This window comes from Micromonospora coxensis (genome assembly GCF_900090295.1).
GTDB classification, from domain to species: Bacteria; Actinomycetota; Actinomycetes; order Mycobacteriales; family Micromonosporaceae; genus Micromonospora; species Micromonospora coxensis.
In genome coordinates this window covers 3356031-3373577 of record NZ_LT607753.1, presented here as the reverse complement: position 1 = coordinate 3373577, position 17547 = coordinate 3356031, and the positions used below count along the sequence as shown (strand labels likewise).

Below are 17547 nucleotides of genomic sequence, written 5' to 3'. Positions count from 1 at the left end.
GGCCGCTGCGGGCGAGCCGGCGCGGTGGTCCGCGCCGGCTCGGTGTCGCTCGTGGACCGGTGACCGTTCGGCGGGTCCCGGGACCGGTCAGTAGACCCGGGAGCCGATGAAGTCGTCGTGGCCGTACCCGACGGGATCGGCGAACGACCGGGACTCGAAGGACCACTGCTGGCGGGTGCTGGTGGAGCAGGTGGCGAGCCGCAGCCGGGGGGCGCCGAACCACGGGTTGTCGAAGGCCAGGCAGAGGTTCGTCGCGCCGGCCGCCCGGAACTGGTTGCCGGCGATGACGAACTGCTGGTTGGCCCCGCCGTGACAGTCGTACACGTTGACCGCGGTGCCGGCGGTCAGCGAGCCGCCCGCCACGTCCAGGCAACGGTCGTGGGACAGCTCGGTGTGCAGCGACCGGCGGGTCGGGTCGTACCAGAAGCCCTGGTTGCGCCCGCCGTGGCAGGCGTACGACTGCTGGACGGTGCCGTTGCGCGAGTCGTAGCCCTTCCCGTCGACGCAGGTGCCGGTGGCGACGTTGCGCAGCTGCTTGAACTCGAACAGCCCGGGGTAGAGCACCCCGGCGCCGGTGCTGGCCGGATCGACGCAGGTGGCCCGCTGCTGGCCGGAATTCCAGAACTGGGTGACGCACTGGGCGAACATGCCGTGGCCCCGGGCGTTCGGGTGGAACGACTGCCGGGCGGCGTTCTCGTCCCAGACCCCCACCTCGATGTAGAGGCCGCGCACCGCGGTGACGTCGGCGCACACCTCGTGGCCGTGGAACAGCCGGCTGGCGTCCAGGTAGCGGGTGCCGGTGTTGGCCGCCGCCGCGCGCAGCGCCGTCTCGAACAGCGGCACCGCCTTGTTCCGGGCGAACGCCATGTCGGCCAGGTAGAGCAGGCAGCCACCGGAGTACCAGCCGGGGAAGTTCGGGTTGTCCTCCACGTCCGGGCTGCCCGGGCTCGGGTACGACATCAGCACCAGCTCGTAGTCGGAGCGCAGGTAGCCGGCGTCGGTCATGGTGCGGCGGATCGAGGTGAGCGCCTCCTCGACGGCGCGGCGGCTGCCGTCGGTGCGGATCGTCCACTGGTCGGTGTAGGTCGGGTAGCAGGGGCCCTGGAAGAAGACCCGGCGTACCGCGCAGTCGGTGGCGACCGGCCCGAACTGGATGGTGCCGTCACCGTTGGCCCCGACCACCACCCAGATCAGGCGGACGTGCGTGTTGCGCGCCTTGATCGCCAGGTGGTCGCCCTGGTTCAGCTCGTTGTGCTGGGTGGGACCGCCGGCGACCAGGTTCCACGGGGTGGCCCCCGAGCAGGCGATGTTGTACTTCTCGTCGGCCGGGATGCCGGTGCGGAAGACCGCCTGGTCGTACGAGCGGTCGCACCAGTTGCCGGGCTGGTGGGTGCCGGGGACGTAGTTGCCCACACCCTCGCCGGAGATCTCGCTGTCGCCCATCGTCACCAGGGCGGTGCGGCGCTGCTCCAGCGGCCGGATCTCCGGTGAGCCGTAGAGCGCAGTGGCCTCGGCGGCGCGGACCGCTTCGAGGTTCGTCGGGAGTGGCTGGACGGTCGGACGGTCGGCGGCGGCGGCGGGGGACACCGGTCCGAGGAGCAGGGGCAGGACGAGGGCGGCGGCGGTGACGACGGCGAGGTGACGCCGCCGGACCGCCGGTGCGCGCCGGGTGGGGGTGCCAGGCATCGACGCACTCCTTTCGCACTCGATCGCGGGACGTCGATCGAGTTACCGGAAGGTAGCGCCGGGGACGCAGCTATGTGAATGTCTCTCGGAAAGGTTTCCGTCATCTGCGCCGCCGGGCCTCGAAACCGGGCGGGCCGGACCCACGAGCCGGGCGCGGCCCGGCCACGTGCCCCGGCGGCGCGGGGTCAGCGGCCGGGCGGCAGGGCGTAGCCGACGTAGTCGCGGTACTCGACCCGCCAGCCCGCCGGCACCAGCTTGACGCAGGCCGCGCGGCTGCCGGTGCAGACGATCGCGTCCACCGTCGACGGATCGGCCGGCGGCCGGTCGGGCAGCACCGACTGCAACGCCACCAGCTCCGGCGGGCGGCCCTCGGCGTCGCGCAGCAGCAACCACCAGGGGTACTCCCAGTTGTCGTTCTGCTGGACCAGCCCGATCCGGCGCGCGCCGTCCCGCCGTACCGCGTCGGCGGCCCAGCGGAACTCCTCGGCCCAGTGTGGCCGGCGCAGGAACCGGGTGTCCCACTCCGAGGTGGTGAAGACCGACCCGGCCCCGACCAGCCGGCGTGGGAAGCCGTACGACAGGGCCAGCACCCCGGCCAGCGCGGAGGTGGCCAGCACGGTCACCGCCAGCGACGCCGCCACCGAACGGCGTCCGGGTACGAGCCGTCGCCGGAACAGCGCGTCCAGCCAGAGCCCGGCCAGCGGCACCGCCGCCACCAGCGCGTAGAGCAGCAGTCGGTTGCCCCAGGTCTGCCACTTGATCATCGCGGTGTGCAGCACGACGGCGACCACGATCGCCGAGGCGTACGCCCGCAGCGCCCCGGCCCGCTCCGGGCTGATCCGGCCTGGCCGGGCCAGCGCGAACACCGCGCCGAGCAGGGCCAGCGAACCGGCCAGCGGGAACGCCACCCGGTCCTCGTCCGGGTACCAGGCCGGCACCGGGAAGACCTCCCGGCCGAAGGTGATGTCCCGGTCCTGCGGGTCGACGCCGATCGCCCGGGAACCCGCCATGATCGCCTCCGCGCTGCCGGTGCGCAGCGGCGCGAGCGGGGTGTCGAACGCGGTGTGCCCGATCCGCAGTGCGTTGACCAGCACCGAGGCCGGGTCGTGCCGTTCCATCGGGATGGACTCGCGCAGCCGGGGCGGGCCGAGCGGGTGCCCGAACTCGGCGGTCACCCGGGCCAGGAACGGGCCGACCACCGCCGCCGCGACCAGCAGCACCAGCAGCGACCCGGCGACCGTCCGGGCCACCCCGGCCGCAGGTCGCGCGGTCGGCCCGGGCACGGCGACCGCCTCGCCCCGCCGATCCGGCCCGTGCGCGCTGCCCGTCCCGCCCTGCGGATCCGGCCCGTGCACCGCTCGGGCGCCGTCGTCCGGGGCCGTCGTCGGACCGGCGCCCGAGGCCGTGGGACGGATGGCCAGCCGGAGCTGGGCGACGCCCCAGAGCACCAGCAGCGGGCCGACCGCGATCAGGCCACTGGTCTTGGTCAGCGCGGTCAGCCCGGTGGCCGCGCCGAGCGCGAGCAGGTCGCCCCAGCCGGCGCGGCGGCGCAGCCCGTCCAGGGCGAGCGTCCCGGCGCAGGCCGCCCAGGCGGCGGCGACCAGGTCGGTCTGGGTGCTGGTGGCCTGGAGCGCCACCATCGGCGTGGTGGCCAGCAGGAAGGCGGTGAGCAGTTGGGCCCGCCGGCCGCCGCCGAGCTGGGCGACGACCCGGGTGGCCGCCACCAGGCAGCCGATCCCGGCCGCCCACTGCACCAGGTTGTGCAGCACGTCGCCGCCGGTGAGCAGCCGCAGGTGCAGCAGCAGGTACTCCGCGCCGGGCGGGATGGTCACCTGCCGGTGGATCGCGGTCGGCCAGAACTCGAGGCTGCCCTGCGCCACCCAGTGCTCCACCTTGGGCAGGTGGTAGGTCTGCGAGTCGTAGTTGTTGGGCTCGGCCAGCAGCGCCACGAGCAGCTCCACCAGCACCACCCCGACGACCGTGCCGGCCAGCAGCCGCTCGCCGCGCCCCGCCGTACGCCGGAACTCGGCCAGCCGGGCGCGCGGGCCGGCCGGTGCCGCCGCGAGCCCGTCCCGCGCGGACGCCGGGCCGGGGTCCGGCGAACCGGCGGGTGCGGGCGTGCCCCCGGTGCCCGCGCCGACCAGGGCCGGCACGCGGGCGGTGGCCGGGGCGGCGGCCGTGCCGCGCCGGGCCCGCAGCCCGGCGGCGGCGACGGTGACCGCGAGGAGGAGCAGCCACGCCAGCGCGAAGGCCGGCGCGGTGAGCGCGCCCGCCGCGCCGAGCAGCTCCACGGTGACCACGGCGTAGCCGCCGGTCAGCAGCGCGGCGCGGACGACGGCCAGCCGCAGGGGTGCCACCGCGTCCCCGTGGCGGGGCTTGAGCAGCGAGGTGAGCACGACGAATGCGGCGACGGGTGCCACCACGACCAGGGAGCCGGCTGCCGACATGGGCGGAAGTAAACACCATCCGCCTGAATGGGCGGGTGCCGGACGCCGATGGTGGCGGGGTCCACCTCACTGACCAGCCAGGCTAGGCTATGTCCGACTTACTGTGCCCACCGTGGAGACGATCCCCGTGAAGCTCTCGATCCTCATGCCGGTCTACAACGAGGAAGAACGCATCGCGGACGCCCTCAAGCAGGCGTTGGCGGTCGATTACCCGTGCGAGATCGAGCTGGTCGTGGTCGACGACGGCAGCCGGGACGGCACCGGTGAGATCCTCGGCCGGGCCGACGACGCGCGGCTGCGGGTGATCACCCACCAGCGCAACGCGGGCAAGGGCGCGGCCATCAAGACGGCGGTGGACAGCGCCGAGGGTGAGTACATGGTCATCCTCGACGCCGACCTGGAGTACGACCCGCAGGACATCCCGCGGCTGCTCGACCCGGTCCTCGACGGCCGTGCCACGGTCGTCTACGGCAATCGGACCTTCGGCAGCCACAGCGCCTACAGCTTCTGGTACGTGATGGGCAACAAGGGCGTCACGATGGCCGCCAACGTGCTGTTCAACTCGTACATCGGGGATCTGGAGACCTGCTTCAAGCTGATGCCGGTCGAGCTGTACCGCTCCCTCGACGTCCGCTCCCGGGGTTTCGGCATGGAGGCGGAGGTGACCGGCAAGCTGCTGCGCCGCCGGATCCGCCCGTACGAGGTGCCGATCAGCTACCGGGCGCGTGGTCGCGAGGAGGGCAAGAAGATCACCTGGAAGGACGGCGTCGAGGCGCTCTGGATCCTCGGCCGCGAGCGCACCCGCCGCCGCCCCGTGGACCCGGCCCGCCGCTGACGGCTCGCCGGCTCGGCCCGGCACTGCCGGTTCGCCGGCTCGGCCCGGCACTCGCGGTTCGCCGGCTCGGCCCGCCGAGGACGGCATGCCCGGCTCAGCCCACCGTGGCCAGCTCGCCGAGGAAGCCGTCGACCGACCGGCGCAGGCCGGCCGCGTCCAGCCCGTGCCAGCGGGTGTGGTCCTCCGCCGTGCCGTACCGGCGCAGCTCGGCCCGGCCCACGCCGAGGCTGAGCAGCCGGTGCGGCCGGTCGGCGAGCGCCTCCGACACCACCCGCGCCGAGGTGCCGGCCAGGTAGGGCTCCACCAGCACCACCTCCGTGCCGGCCAGCGCCCGCAGGCCGGCCACGTCGAACGGGCGCGGCCGGTGGGTGTAGGCCACCGTCACCGGCAGGTCGGCCACCGCGGCCAGCGCGGCGTCGAGCACCGGCCCGACCGCCACCAGCAGCGCCGCGCCGGGGCCGGCGTCGCGCACCACCCGCAGGTCGCCACCGTCCGGGTACGCCCGCGCGTTCTGCTGGGTGGAGAGCCGCAGGTACGCCGACGAGTCCGCGGCCACCGTCGCACGCAGCAGCGGCGCCACCTCGCCCGGGTGCCCCGGCACGTGCACGGTCCAGCCGTGCAGGCTGTCGATCAGCGCCACGTCGGCGGGGCTCAGGTGGGTGCGGCCCGCCGACGCCCGGTCGTACGACGCCCCGACGCCGACCAGCACCGCCCCGACGCCCTGGTGGTCCAGGTCCAGCTTGATCTGCTCGTACGCCCGCTCGACGAGGAACGGCGCGTAGCTGTGCGCCACCGGTCGCAGCCCGGTCAGCGCCAGCCCGCCGGCCACCCCGATCAGCAACTGCTCCCGGATGCCGACGTTGAGCACCCGGTCCGGGTGGCGGCGCGCGGCCGGGACGAACGACGCGGCGGAGATGTCCGCCAGCACCACCGCCGTACGCGGGTCCTCGGCGAGCAGGTCGGTCATGGTGTCGATGAAGGTCTCCCGCATCACGGCTGCTCCCCGTCGGTGACGACCGCGACGACGACGTGCGGCCGGTGTCGGTCGTGCCCGGTCAGGGCGGTGTGCAGGGCGTCGTGGTCGCGCCCGTCGACGGTGGCGGCGGTCCACCCGTTGACGGTGAACCGGCTGGCCGCCCCGCCCGGCCAGCCGTGGCTCGCCGACCGGTTGTCCAGCACGATCGCGGTCAGGTTGGCCAGCCCGGTCGCGCCGGCGTACGCGATCGCCTCGTGGTTGGAGCCCTCGTCGAGTTCGGCGTCGCCGAGCAGCACGTACACCCGGGGGTCGGTGCGGCCCTGGGCGCGCAGCCCGAGCGCGGTGCCCACGCCGAGGCCGAGGCCGTGCCCGAGCGAGCCCGAGCCGATCTCCACGCCGGGGACGAGCATCCGGTCCGGGTGGTCGCCGAGGCGGCTGTCCGGGCCGCCCTGGTCGTCCAGCCAGTGCTCGGGCAGGAAGCCCTTGGCGGCGAGCACCGCGTAGTAGCCGGCGACGGCGTGCCCCTTGGAGAGCAGGAAGCGGTCCCGGTCCGGATCGTCCACGCGGTGCGGGGTGATCCGCAGGACGCGGTCGTAGAGCACCCAGAGCACGTCGATGGTGGAGTACACGTTCGCGCCGAACTCGCGGCCGGCGCGGAGCCGTTCCAGCGGGGCGGCGACCGGGCCCGGCAGCGGTGGGCCCGGCGGGGCGGTGGCGGTCGTGGTCGTCATGCGGCTAGCCTGCAAGTTGAAGTTCACTTCAACTCAAGGCGACTGATGCAGGAATCACTCACCATCGGCCAGCTCTCCGCCCGCAGCGGGGTCGCGCCCTCGGCGCTGCGCTACTACGAGCGGCTCGGCCTGCTCCGCGCCGAACGCACCGGCGGCAACCAGCGCCGCTACGCGCGCACCGAGCTGCGCCGGGTGGCGTTCGTCCGGATCGCCCAGCAGGTCGGCATCTCGCTGGAGGAGATCCGCGAGGCGCTGGACTCGCTGCCCTCCTCGCGCACCCCCACCCCGGACGACTGGGCGGCGCTCTCCGCCGCCTGGCGGGAGCGGCTGGACGACAAGATCCGCCTGCTCGGCAAGCTCCGCGACGAGCTGGACGGCTGCATCGGCTGCGGCTGCCTGTCGTTGCAGCGGTGCCGGCTGTACAACCCGGGGGACTCCCTGGCCGGCGAGGGGCCAGGCGCCCGGCTGGTGCTGCCCCGCCCCGACGTCAGCCGAGGGTGAGCAGCACCTTGCCGAGGTGGTCGCTCGACTCGACCAGCCGGTGCGCCTGCGCCGCGTCGGTCATCGGCAGCCGCCGGTCCACGACGGGCCGGACCACCCCCGACTCGACCAGCGGCCAGACCTCGTCGCGGACCCCACGGACGATCTCCGCCTTGTCGTCGAGCGGGCGGGAGCGCAGCGCGGTGGCCGCCACCGAGGCCCGCTTCGCCAGCAGCGCGCCCAGGTCCAGCTCGGCCTTCCGGCCGCCCTGCATGCCGATGACCACCAGCCGGCCGCCGTCGGCCAGCGCCGCCACGTTCCGCGACAGGTACGACGCGCCCATGATGTCCAGGATGACGTCCGCGCCCCGGCCGTCGGTGACCCGGCGGACCTCCTCGACGAAGTCCTGCTCCCGGTAGTCGACGGTGTGCGCCGCCCCCAGCTCCCGCAGCCGCTCGTGCTTGGCCGCCCGGGCGGTAGCCACCACGGTCGCGCCGAGGGCGGCGCCGAGCTGGACCGCGAACGTGCCGATCCCGCTGCCGCCGCCGTGCACCAGCAGGGTCTCGCCCCTGCCGAGCCGGGCCAGCCGCACCACGTTCGACCACACCGTGCAGGCCACCTCGGGCAGCGCCGCCGCGTCCACCAGGTCGACCCCCGCCGGCACCGGCAGCAACTGCCCGGCCGGCACGGCCACCCGCTCGGCGTAGCCGCCGCCGGCCAGCAGCGCGCAGACCTCCTGCCCGACCTCCCAGCCGGTCACCCCGGCACCGACCGCGCCGACCACGCCCGAGCACTCCAGACCGGGGTACGCCGGCGCGCCCGGCGGCGGCGGGTAGAAGCCCTGCCGTTGCAGCAGGTCGGCCCGGTTGACCGCGCTGGCCCGCACGTCCACGACCACCTCGCCGGGGCCGGGCTGCGGGTCGGGCACCTCGGCCCAGACCAGTGCCTCGGGTCCGCCGGGTTCCGGGATCGTCATCGCGCGCATGGCCCAGTCTTACCCGATCCGTCCCGCGCGCCGGGCCCGGGTCGCGATTCCCGCCGTCGGGACCGATCGGGGCGCGGTGGTCGTGGCGGAGGACCGGCTACCGCGTGCCCGTGCCCGCCCCCGTGTCGACACACCGGCCATAGTGGACCGTTCGGTTGCCGATGATCGCCGTGATCAGCGCGATCGTCCGGTCGTCCGTACCCCGGCGTCCCGTCGATTAGGGGTGGGAGGTCCGCTCGGCGGTACGACGGTCGTGGCAGACTAGGCACCGGTCGTCGCCTGCGGGTGACGGCCCGGGAGGGTTCGCCTAGTGGCCGATGGCGCTGGTCTTGAAAACCGGTAAGGCAGCGATGTCTTCGTGGGTTCGAATCCCACACCCTCCGCACCCGTACTCAGCGAGGCCGCACCCCGACCGGGAGCGTTCCGTGCCGCCGACCGGTCAGTCCCCCGCGATGCGTCGGTCCCTGCGGTACCGCTGCCGCGACGCCACGTAGATGCTGACGGAGCCGGTGATGAGGACGACCGTCAGGACGAGAAGGGCGTACTCCACCTCGGCGAGCTGACGCATGGCGACCAGGGTCACCGCCAGGAGGAAGCAGATCCCGAAGCCTTTGAGGGAATTCATCTGTGACGCTGCCTTCACTTCCACGTCGACACGGGCGTGAAATAGGACTTGAGGAGGGACGACAGCAGCCAGTAGGCGCGGACGATCGTGTAGACCAGCTCGGGAATGAGCAGGGCCTCGACCAGCATCGCCTTCCAGCCGAGGCTGCGTACCATCACTGCGGGATAGATGACCCAGAACGCGAACAGGAACCAGAAGATGGGCTGTTGCGTGAAGCCGCTCGCGACGGCGTCGGCCAATTGGGTGGCTCCCCAGCCGACGAGGTACACGACGCCGAGGAGCCCGAGGATCATGGTGGCGATCGAGTGCCAGGTGAACTTGGTCCAGCCCCGGGCGCGCAGGGCGTCCACGGTGCCACGCACCCAGCGCTGACGTTGTTGCAGCAGCTCACGCAGGGTGGGCATGAGGTCGGTGTACGCGATGCACAGCTGGTTCGCGGTCACCTTCCAGCCGCACTCCTTGAGCGTCAGCGTCGTCTCGTAGTCCTCGACGAGGTTGCGGTGGTCTTCCCAGAACACCGCGCCGCGCTTGTCGATGACCGATTGCAGCGCCACGCCCCGGTAGAACGACCCGGCACCCGACATGGTGTGCACGTCGGTCTGGAAGCGGGCGTTGGCGGCGCGGCCGTACTCGATGATCTGCATGCCCAGCAGGAATCGCTGCCAGGGGTTGCGCCACAGCCCGGTACGGCCCAGACAGACGGCACTGACGCCGCCGATCTCGGGATCCGAGGTGATCACCTTGCGGGCCCGTTCGATGAACCGCGGGTGCAGTTCCGTGTCGGCGTCCATCACCAGGACGTGCTGGACCGGGTCCAGCCGTCCGCCGACCCGCTGGCTCAACCAGGCGATGCCGTAGTTGAGGGCACCGGCCTTCTTGTGCTCGTTCTCGCGCATCAGCAGGACGTCGGTGCGCGGTGTACGCGGATCGGCGGCGAACTGCCGGGCGAAGTGTTCCGTCTGGTCGGTGGAGTTGTTGACGACCACGACGATCCGGTCGGGGCGCCAGGTCTGCCGGGCCAGGGAGTTCAAAGAGGTGAGGATCCCGACTTCCTCGTTGCGGGCCGGGACGATGGCGACGATGTCGTGCAGCGTCGGGCCGCTGGGCTTCGGAGTGGTGTGGTGCCTCCAACGGAGACCCTGCAAAAAGGCGGTCTTCTCGAGCTCCGCCCCGCCCATGGTGTTGTGTGACACGAGTTCCCCGCTCGATGATCCCCCGTCCGGGCCGGCTGTCGCGGTCCGGAGCAGGAGAACCATAGCTGACCTGGTCAAGCCGGTGACGCCCCCTGCGGGCCGGTTCCCGCTGGCCGTTCGGATGAGCAGCAGGGGTGACGGCCGGGCACGCGAGCGGGGAGTCCCCCGGTCACGTGACCACGTTCACGTGACCACGGCGCGGATCGGCGTCGGTAGGATGGCCCGCGTTGTCCAGACGCCCCCTGTCGGCACTCTCTGGTACGCACGTGTCGAGTCGACAAGGAGCTGGCATGGGGTCGCGTTCCCGTTCCTCCCACCGCTGGCTCGGCCTGGTCATGGTCATGGTGGTCCTCGCTGCCGGGGGTGTGCTTTACGGCGTGTGGCGGACCACGGCGAAGACCGCCGGCGGGCCCGCTGACGACGGTTCGCCGCTGTCCGTCCGTTACCGGACGGACACCCCCGCCACCGCTCCGGTCGGCAAGCCGTGGCTGGAAGTGATCAACAACTCCGGTCGGCCGGTGGCCCTGCACAGCGTGACGCTCCGGTACTACTTCAGCGACGACGGTGCCGGAGTCGCGGCGAACTGCGTGCAGACGGCCCTCGACTGCGCGAACGTCACCCAGGTCGTGAGCGCGCTGCCGGTTCCCGCGCCCGGCGCCACCCATTACCTGCGGGTGGGGTTCACCTCGGCTGCCGGCACTCTGGCACCTGGCGAGACCAGCCAGGGCATCGGGTTGCAGCTGTACCGCCTCGACCGTGAGGACCTGGATCAGGCCGACGACCGCTCGTTCGATCCGTCGCTCACCCACTACGCGCCCTCGACCCGCGTCACCGGCTATGTCGACGGTGCTCTCTCCTGGGGGGAAGAGCCCGGTCCCGCCGCGCCAGCCGCGTCCCCCCGACCTTCGAGGGTGTCGGCCGTGACCGTGCCGTCCGGCACGCTCTTCGACAACTTCCACTACACCGACATCACCGATCCGGCGGTGACCGCCAACGGGTGGCAGGCCCGCACCGACGGCGGCGGGCCCGGGATCGCCGACACCTGGTCGGCGGACGCCGTCAGCTTCCCCGCCAACCGGAAGGCCAAGGGTGGGCAGGTGCTCCAGTTGCAGGTCAGCACCGACGGCACCCGGCAGGGCACCCGGCAGGCCGAGCTGATCGGTGTCGACAACACCTTCCTGACCGGCACCATCGCGGCGCGCGTCCGCTTCGCCGACGAGCCCACCGATGGTCGCAACGGCGACCACATCATCGAATCCTTCTGCACGATCTCGCCGGAGTCGACCTCGGGCCCGTACAGCGAACTCGATTTCGAGTACCAGCCCAACGGCGGCTGGGGTGCTCCCGGCCCGAAACTCGACACCACCAGCTGGCGTAGTGCCAAGGAGGGCGACCGCACCACCCGAGCCCTGAAACGGTCCCTCGTCGGGTGGCACACCCTGATGATCACTGCGGTCGACGGCAGGGTCAGCTACTCGATCGACGGCCGGGAGGTCTTCCGCAGCGGGGGCGAGACCTTTCCCCGCGCGCCCATGCGCATCCACCTCAACGCCTGGCTCATCGATCTGCCCTTCGCCGGCGACCGGACCTGGAACATGCAGGTCAACTGGGTCTACTCGGTGTCCGGCAAGGCCGTGAGCGTGAAGGAGGTGCAGCGGGCCGTCGACGGCTTCTACCGCGACGGGATCAACTACGTCAACACCACGGCCGATCAGTAGGGACGGCGGGCCCACGTCGTCGGGGGGCATGATTGTCGCCGTGCGCTACCTGATCCCTCACCCCGACGCCGTGGCCGAACTCGATGACCTGGACGTCGCGCTGTACGACGGCAACCGACCCCTGCCCGGGGACCTGGACGACGTCGAGTTCTACGCGGTGCCGTACGGGGTCATCGACCCGCGCCTCTGCGAGCCGATCGCCCGGATGCCCCGGCTCCGGGTGGTGCAGACCGTGACCGCCGGCTACGACCACGTCCTGCCGTACCTGCGGCCCGGCCTGACGCTGGCCAACGGCCGGGGCGTGCACGACGCGGCCACCGCCGAACTGGCCGTGGCGCTCACCCTCGCCGCCCGGCGTCGGCTGCCGGACTTCGTCCGGGCGGGGAGCGAGGGCCGGTGGTCCTCGGGCTGGTCGACCGGGCTGGCCGACTCCCGGGTGCTGATCGTCGGGTACGGCTCGATCGGCGCCGCGATCGAGCGCCGGCTCGCCGGGTTCGAGGTGGAGATCAGCCGGGTGGCCCGGAGCGCCCGCCCCGGCGTACGGCCGGTCTCCGATCTTCCCGAGCTGCTGCCCCGGGCGGACGTCGTCATCCTGGTCACGCCGCTGACCCCGGAGACCGAGGGGCTGGTGGACAAGGACTTCCTCGCCCGGATGCCCGACGGCGCCCTGCTGGTGAACGTGTCACGGGGGCGGGTGGTGGACACCGGGGCGCTGCTCGCCGAACTCGGCGCGGGCCGGCTGCACGCCGCCCTGGACGTCACCGACCCCGAGCCGCTGCCGGCCGACCACCCGCTGTGGTCCGCGCCGAACGTCCTGATCAGCCCGCACGTCGGGGGCCTGACCGCCGCGTTGGCGCCTCGGGCCCGCCGGCTGCTGGTCGACCAGGCCCGGCGGTACGCGGCGGGCGAACCGCTCGCGAACGTCGTCGTCGGCCCGTGACCCGTCCCACCGGGGCGACCGCCTCGACCGGCGATTCGCGGTCGAGGCTCCCCGGGTCCGGGGACCGTGCCCCGGCAACGGATGCCCGGCCTTGACGTCGGAGCCACCCGGTAACCTCCGGCCTCGTGGGTTACGGATTCACGGTCGACGAGCCGCGCGACGGCGTCGCGGTCGGATGCGCCTTCGACAACGACCGGATGAGCTACGTCCGGATGGTCATGATCGAGGCCGGCGTGCTCACCGGCGACGGCGTCGAGGCCGTGTTCCGGCTGCCCGGCCTGGAACCGGGTGACGAGAGCCTGCCGGTCGGCACCTTCATCGGCGTCGGCGCGCGGGTCACCGGGGCGCAGGCGGCGTTCATCGCCGAGCGGACCCGTCGGGCGGTGAGCCTCGGGGTGATCTCCGACCTGCTGGAGTTCCTCGACGACGCGCCTCCGTCGGCGGCCGTACGGGAGTGGACCGAGCAGTTCGCGGCGTTCAACGAGCGCGCCGCGTCGGTGGGCGGCTACCACATCGTGTGACGGGCGCCCGGCGCGTCGCGCCGGTCGGACGCTGCCTCGGGCCGGACGTCGCGGCGCTTCCGGTTCGGCGGGCGGGTCCGGCGGGGTAAGAAGGGCGCAGGACTTCACGCGCACCGGAAGGACCCCCGATGACCCTGGAACGACCGATCGCCCCGGACCCGTACGAGCTGCTGCCGACCGTGGGGTCGTTCGACCTCACCAGCGACGACGTGCGCAACGGTGAGCCGATGGACGCGCGCCACGCGCACGGCAGCGCTGGCGGCGAGAACATCTCCCCGCACCTGGCCTGGTCGGACTTCCCGCCCGGGACGCAGAGCTTCGTGGTGACCTGCTTCGACCCGGACGCGCCGACCGGCAGCGGTTTCTGGCACTGGGTGCTGGTCGACGTGCCCACCTCGGTGACCGAGCTGCCGACCGGGGTGAAGGAGGCCGACCTCGGCGGGGCGTTCAGCGTCCGCAACGACTACGGGGACACCGGCTACGGCGGGGCCGCCCCGCCGCCCGGCGACCGTCCGCACCGGTACGTCTTCGCGGTGCACGCGGTGGACGTCGAGCGGCTGGACGTCGGCCCCGGGGCCAGCCCCGCCTACGTCGGGTTCAACCTGGCCTTCCACACCCTGGCCCGGGCGGTCATCCGCCCCACCTTCCACGTCAAGGAGTGACCCGGCGCGAGCCGTGACACGACGGACGGGGCCTCCGCGCCGGCGGGGGCCCCGCCCGTCGTACGGCGTCAGCCCGGGACGCGGGCGACGGCGAAGACCGACTGGCCGAACGGGGGGCGTACCCGCTGTTCGGCCGCCTTGGTGGCGGGGAGGACCAGGGTGTCGTAGACCTTCACCATCGGGCCCTCCTTCGGCATCAGCCGGAAGACCTTGGTGGCCATGAAGTAGCCGATCAGGCCGAGGGCGTTGGCGTAGTGGATGGTCTCCACCGTCAGCCCCGCCTCGGTCATCGCCGCGGCGAGCGTCTTCTTCGTGTAGCGGCGCACGTGGCCGGTGGCGATGTCGGCCGGACTCATCGCGAACTGGAACGCCGGCACGATGATGATCACCTTGCCGCCGGGGCGGACCAGGTCGCGCATGCTGCGCAGCGCGCCGACGTGGTCCTCGATGTGCTCCAGCACGTTGTACGACACGGCCGCGCTGTGGTCGCCGCGCCCGGGGTGCGGCAGCAGCATCTGCTGCACCTCGATGGTGGGCTCGTCGGCGAGCCGCTCCTTGAGCTGGACCAGCCGGTCCGGGTCCGCCTCGGTGGCGGTGAAGCGGGGCACGTGGCGCGCCCACTCGAGGGCGTAGTCGCCGAGGCCACTGCCGATCTCGATGGGGTCGTCACCGAGGTGGGGCACGGCCAGCTCGACGAACCATCTGCGGTGGTTGACCGCCGTCGCCAGGCCCTCCAGGACCTCCGACTGGACGCGCTGATCCCCAGTGATTTCTGCCATGCGTCGATTCCTCACGGTATGACTCGATCCGCGCCTGGACCGACTGAGTGAATCATCCGCATGTTGCGCGGAGGAAACGGGGCACCGTGTTGGCCGAAATGCGGTCGGGGGCTGGGCGCGTGATGGACGGTCGGCGAACCCGGCACATGGTACGGCAGTACCCCGAAACATGTCACGTCGCCGGCATAGGCCAACTACGCTCTGAATTGTCATGACTACTCCCGAATCGGGCCCCGGGGTCGCGCGATCCGGCGTCGGGGACGCCGAGGCCGGCGACGACCACGGCGTACGCCGGCGGGACGGGCGGTGGTGGGACGTCGCGGCCGTGCTCAGCTTCGTGCTGGCGGCGTTCTGGGTGACCGCGCGGCTGTGGTGGCGGCCCGGGCACGGGCTCCGGGACAACCGGTCGGACCAGTCGCAGTTCGAGTGGATGATGGCGCACGGCGCGCGGGTCGTGACCGAATTCGCCTATCCCTTCGGTTCGGACCGGATGAATGTGCCGGACGGCGTCAACCTGATGGCAAATACATCCGTATTGTCCATTTCAATACCGCTGACGCCCGTAACGGTCATTTTCGGACCGCAATGGTCGTTCCTGCTCTTCCTCACGCTCGGAATGGCCGCCACCGGGGCGAGCTGGTACTTCTTCCTCTCCCGGGTGGTGACCCGGTCCCGGGGGCCGGCCTGGCTCGGGGCCGGGTTCTGCGCCTTCGCCCCGGCGATGGTCTCGCACGCCAACGCCCACCCGAACATCGTGTCCCAGTTCGTGGTGCCGCTGATCGCCTGGCGGACCCTGCGCCTGGCCGAGCCCGGACGCTGGCTGCGCAACGGCCTCCTGCTCGGGCTGCTGATCGTCTGGCAGGCGTTCCTGAACCTCGAGATCCTGCTGATGACCGCGATCGCGCTGGGCGTGGTGGTGGTCGCGCTCGCCGTCGGCCGGCCCGAGCTGCGGCGCGGGTGGCGCTCGTTCCTGGCCGGCCTGGGGGTGGCCGCCGCGTTCTCCGCCGTGCTGCTGGCGTACCCGCTCTACGTCCAGCTCTTCGGTCCCGGCTCGTACCACGGGCTGTCCCGGTTGATCCGGGGCTACCGCACCGACCTCGCCGCATTCGTCGCCTGGTCCCGGGAGTCGCTGGCCGGCGACGCCCGCTCCGCCGCCCCGCTGGCGCGCAACGCCACCGAGGAGAACGCCTTCTTCGGCTGGCCGCTGGTCGTGCTCGTCGTCGCCCTCGTCTGGTGGTTGCGGCGCAGCGCGCTGGTGCTCGGCCTGGCCGTCCTCGCCCTGCTCTTCGCCGTGCTGTCGCTGGGGCGGGAGGTCCAGCTCAACGGCCGCGACACCGGCGTGCCGGCCCCCTGGGCGGCGCTGGAGAACCTGCCGCTGCTGCACTCGGTGGTCCCCACCCGCTGGTCGCTGGCGATCACCCCGATCATCGGGGTGCTGCTCGCGCTCGGCCTGGAGCGGGTCCGCCGGCTGGCCGGCGAGCACCCGGGTGCCCGCCGGCAGATCCACTTCGTCACCGCCACCGTCCTGCTGATGGCCCTGCTGCCGCTCCTGCCGACCCCGCTGCCCACCACCCGCCTCGATCCGACGCCCGCCTTCGTCACCTCCGGGGCCTGGCGTCCGTACGTGGCGGGCGGGCGCAGCGTGGTCACCCTGCCGCTGCCCGACAACACGTACGCCGATCCGCTGCGCTGGTCGTCGCGGACGGGGCTGGAGATGCCGCTGGCCCGCGGCTACTTCCTCTACCCGGACACCCGGCCCTGGGCGGCCGAGCCGGACGTCGCCCTCTTCACCGCCCCGTACCGGCGGACCAGCAACTTCTTCGGGCACGTCGCGAAGACCGGCGAGATCCCACCGATCACCGCGCGGGACCGGGCCGCGGCCGTGGCGGACCTGCGGTACTGGCGGGCCGGAGTGGTCGTCCTGGGACCGCAGGAGCACGCCGGGGAGTTGTGGACGGCGATGACCGCGCTGACCGGGATCACCCCGACCTGGACCGGCGGGGTGTGGGTGTGGGACGTCCGCCCGCTCACCGGGTGAACCGGCGGCGTGCGCTGCCACGCAGGCCGGCCGGTCGCCGCGAGCGCCGGGTCAGGCGGGACGGACGCAGCAGCCCTGGCAGACCTTGGGGCTCGGCAGGGTGAAGGCCAGGCAGCAGGTGCGCCGCTGCACCGTCGGCTCGCCGGTCGGGCCGGGCACCAGCTCGACCAGGTCGGCCAGGTCCAGCGCGTCCAGCAGGGTCTCGACGGTCCGGGCCGAGGAGCCCGGGAGGGCGTCCGCCGCGCGCAGGATGCCGTGCGCGATGCCGGAGGCGACCGAGCCGAGCAGCGTACGGGCGCCGACCCGGACCTCCGCCTGGATCGCGGCGATCACCGGGGCGAGGTGCGCGTCGAGCAGCGAGGCGCGCAGCACCCGGAGCAGTTCGGCCTCGTCGGCGACGACCCGGACCTCCGGCAGCCCGGAGAGTGCCAGCGGGTCGTTCGGCAGCACCGCCACCCGGGTCGTGCCACGCAGGCCCATGGTGAGCAGCTGCCGGTGGTCCTCGAAGTGGATCAGCACGTCGGCCGGGTCGAGCAGCGGCACGCGGCGGGCCGAGGCCCAGCCCAGCACCACTGGCAGGGCCACCCAGTAGCTGTAGGACTTCCAGGCCAGCGCGGCGCAGGCGTGCGGGGTGCCGCCCCAGCGGCGGGTCGCGGCGTGCAGGAACTCGGGCAGCCGGGTGCCGTCGACCAGGGTGGTCGCCGGGCTCCAGCCGGCCTCGTCGACGACCGTCAGGCCCGGCGCGAGGCCGGGCAGGTCGTCGGTGCCGAACATGGCCCGCAGGGTGGCGGTCACCGGGGCGAGCGGCGGGGCGAGGTCTCCCCTCGGCATCACCGCTGTCACCTGGTCCCCCTGCCCGACGTGCCGTCCGTTAACTAAGGCTAGCCTAACCACACCCGAGGTGCTGAGGGAAGGCTTACCGAAGTCGGAT

Annotated in this window: 16 protein-coding genes and 1 tRNA gene; 8 read left to right on the top strand and 9 right to left on the bottom strand. The window is 72.9% G+C overall.

Features of this window, described 5'->3' with window-relative positions:
- Positions 1 to 87 precede the first annotated feature (87 nt).
- Entirely contained in the window at positions 88 to 1686 is a 1599-nt protein-coding gene (locus GA0070614_RS15225; RefSeq protein WP_088976576.1) for a ricin-type beta-trefoil lectin domain protein, read from the bottom strand.
- A 185-nt stretch (positions 1687 to 1871) separates the two neighbouring features.
- Positions 1872 to 4133 carry a phospholipid carrier-dependent glycosyltransferase gene (locus tag GA0070614_RS15220; RefSeq protein ID WP_088976575.1) on the bottom strand — a complete coding sequence of 754 codons (2262 nt, stop codon included), beginning with the start codon at positions 4131 to 4133 and terminating at the stop codon, positions 1872 to 1874.
- A 127-nt stretch (positions 4134 to 4260) separates the two neighbouring features.
- Between GA0070614_RS15220 and GA0070614_RS15215 the strand changes: the two genes are divergently transcribed.
- Positions 4261 to 4968 (top strand): glycosyltransferase family 2 protein, encoded by a 708-nt coding sequence (locus GA0070614_RS15215; protein WP_088979448.1) that lies wholly within the window; start codon positions 4261 to 4263, stop codon positions 4966 to 4968.
- Between the two features lie 94 nt (positions 4969 to 5062).
- Here GA0070614_RS15215 and GA0070614_RS15210 read toward each other — a convergent pair whose 3' ends face one another.
- Together GA0070614_RS15210 and GA0070614_RS15205 are read right to left on the bottom strand one after the other, a co-directional pair.
- A complete protein-coding gene (locus tag GA0070614_RS15210) occupies positions 5063 to 5959 on the bottom strand; it encodes a transketolase family protein (RefSeq protein ID WP_088976574.1) in 897 nt (298 codons plus the stop codon).
- The gene (locus GA0070614_RS15205; protein ID WP_088976573.1) at positions 5959 to 6675 is read right to left on the bottom strand and encodes a transketolase; all 717 of its coding nucleotides are present in this window, start codon (positions 6673 to 6675) and stop codon (positions 5959 to 5961) included. Before GA0070614_RS15205 ends, GA0070614_RS15210 begins: the two co-directional genes overlap by 1 nt.
- A 45-nt stretch (positions 6676 to 6720) precedes the next feature.
- Here GA0070614_RS15205 and soxR point away from each other — a divergent pair, with 45 nt between their 5' ends.
- The gene (soxR, locus tag GA0070614_RS15200; RefSeq protein ID WP_088976572.1) at positions 6721 to 7176 is read left to right on the top strand and encodes a redox-sensitive transcriptional activator SoxR; all 456 of its coding nucleotides are present in this window, start codon (positions 6721 to 6723) and stop codon (positions 7174 to 7176) included.
- On the opposite strand, the gene GA0070614_RS15195 is transcribed toward soxR, so the two are convergent.
- Entirely contained in the window at positions 7163 to 8140 is a 978-nt protein-coding gene (locus tag GA0070614_RS15195) for an NAD(P)H-quinone oxidoreductase (protein ID WP_088976571.1), read from the bottom strand. The genes soxR and GA0070614_RS15195 overlap by 14 nt on opposite strands.
- Positions 8141 to 8436: 296 nt before the next feature.
- Between GA0070614_RS15195 and GA0070614_RS15190 the strand changes: the two genes are divergently transcribed.
- Positions 8437 to 8523 (top strand) — tRNA-Ser (locus GA0070614_RS15190).
- Positions 8524 to 8579: 56 nt separating this feature from the next.
- Here the strand turns inward: GA0070614_RS15190 and GA0070614_RS15185 are convergent.
- Both GA0070614_RS15185 and GA0070614_RS15180 read right to left on the bottom strand, forming a co-directional pair.
- Positions 8580 to 8765, bottom strand: a complete 186-nt coding sequence (locus GA0070614_RS15185) for a hypothetical protein (protein WP_157745007.1) — start codon at positions 8763 to 8765, stop codon at positions 8580 to 8582.
- Positions 8766 to 8779: 14 nt separating this feature from the next.
- Positions 8780 to 9958 (bottom strand): glycosyltransferase family 2 protein, encoded by a 1179-nt coding sequence (locus tag GA0070614_RS15180; protein ID WP_157745006.1) that lies wholly within the window; start codon positions 9956 to 9958, stop codon positions 8780 to 8782.
- A 290-nt stretch (positions 9959 to 10248) separates the two neighbouring features.
- Between GA0070614_RS15180 and GA0070614_RS15175 the strand changes: the two genes are divergently transcribed.
- The 4 genes from GA0070614_RS15175 to GA0070614_RS15160 all read left to right on the top strand — a co-directional run bounded on the left by GA0070614_RS15175 (position 10249) and on the right by GA0070614_RS15160 (position 13799).
- Complete coding sequence (locus tag GA0070614_RS15175; RefSeq protein WP_088976568.1) at positions 10249 to 11676, top strand: cellulose binding domain-containing protein; 1428 nt, start codon at positions 10249 to 10251, stop codon at positions 11674 to 11676.
- Between the two features lie 28 nt (positions 11677 to 11704).
- The gene (locus GA0070614_RS15170) at positions 11705 to 12616 is read left to right on the top strand and encodes a 2-hydroxyacid dehydrogenase (RefSeq protein WP_088976567.1); all 912 of its coding nucleotides are present in this window, start codon (positions 11705 to 11707) and stop codon (positions 12614 to 12616) included.
- 125 nt (positions 12617 to 12741) lie between these two features.
- The gene (locus tag GA0070614_RS15165) at positions 12742 to 13137 is read left to right on the top strand and encodes a hypothetical protein (RefSeq protein WP_088976566.1); all 396 of its coding nucleotides are present in this window, start codon (positions 12742 to 12744) and stop codon (positions 13135 to 13137) included.
- Positions 13138 to 13265: 128 nt separating this feature from the next.
- A complete protein-coding gene (locus GA0070614_RS15160; protein WP_088976565.1) occupies positions 13266 to 13799 on the top strand; it encodes a YbhB/YbcL family Raf kinase inhibitor-like protein in 534 nt (177 codons plus the stop codon).
- Between the two features lie 68 nt (positions 13800 to 13867).
- Here GA0070614_RS15160 and GA0070614_RS15155 read toward each other — a convergent pair whose 3' ends face one another.
- Complete coding sequence (locus GA0070614_RS15155; RefSeq protein WP_088976564.1) at positions 13868 to 14578, bottom strand: class I SAM-dependent methyltransferase; 711 nt, start codon at positions 14576 to 14578, stop codon at positions 13868 to 13870.
- 211 nt (positions 14579 to 14789) lie between these two features.
- On the opposite strand from GA0070614_RS15155, the gene GA0070614_RS15150 reads away from it, so the two are divergent.
- The gene (locus tag GA0070614_RS15150; RefSeq protein WP_088976563.1) at positions 14790 to 16616 is read left to right on the top strand and encodes a hypothetical protein; all 1827 of its coding nucleotides are present in this window, start codon (positions 14790 to 14792) and stop codon (positions 16614 to 16616) included.
- Between the two features lie 51 nt (positions 16617 to 16667).
- Here the strand turns inward: GA0070614_RS15150 and GA0070614_RS15145 are convergent, their stop codons facing one another.
- Positions 16668 to 17447 carry a ferric iron reductase gene (locus tag GA0070614_RS15145; protein WP_088979447.1) on the bottom strand — a complete coding sequence of 260 codons (780 nt, stop codon included), beginning with the start codon at positions 17445 to 17447 and terminating at the stop codon, positions 16668 to 16670.
- Between the last annotated feature and the right edge of the window lie 100 nt (positions 17448 to 17547).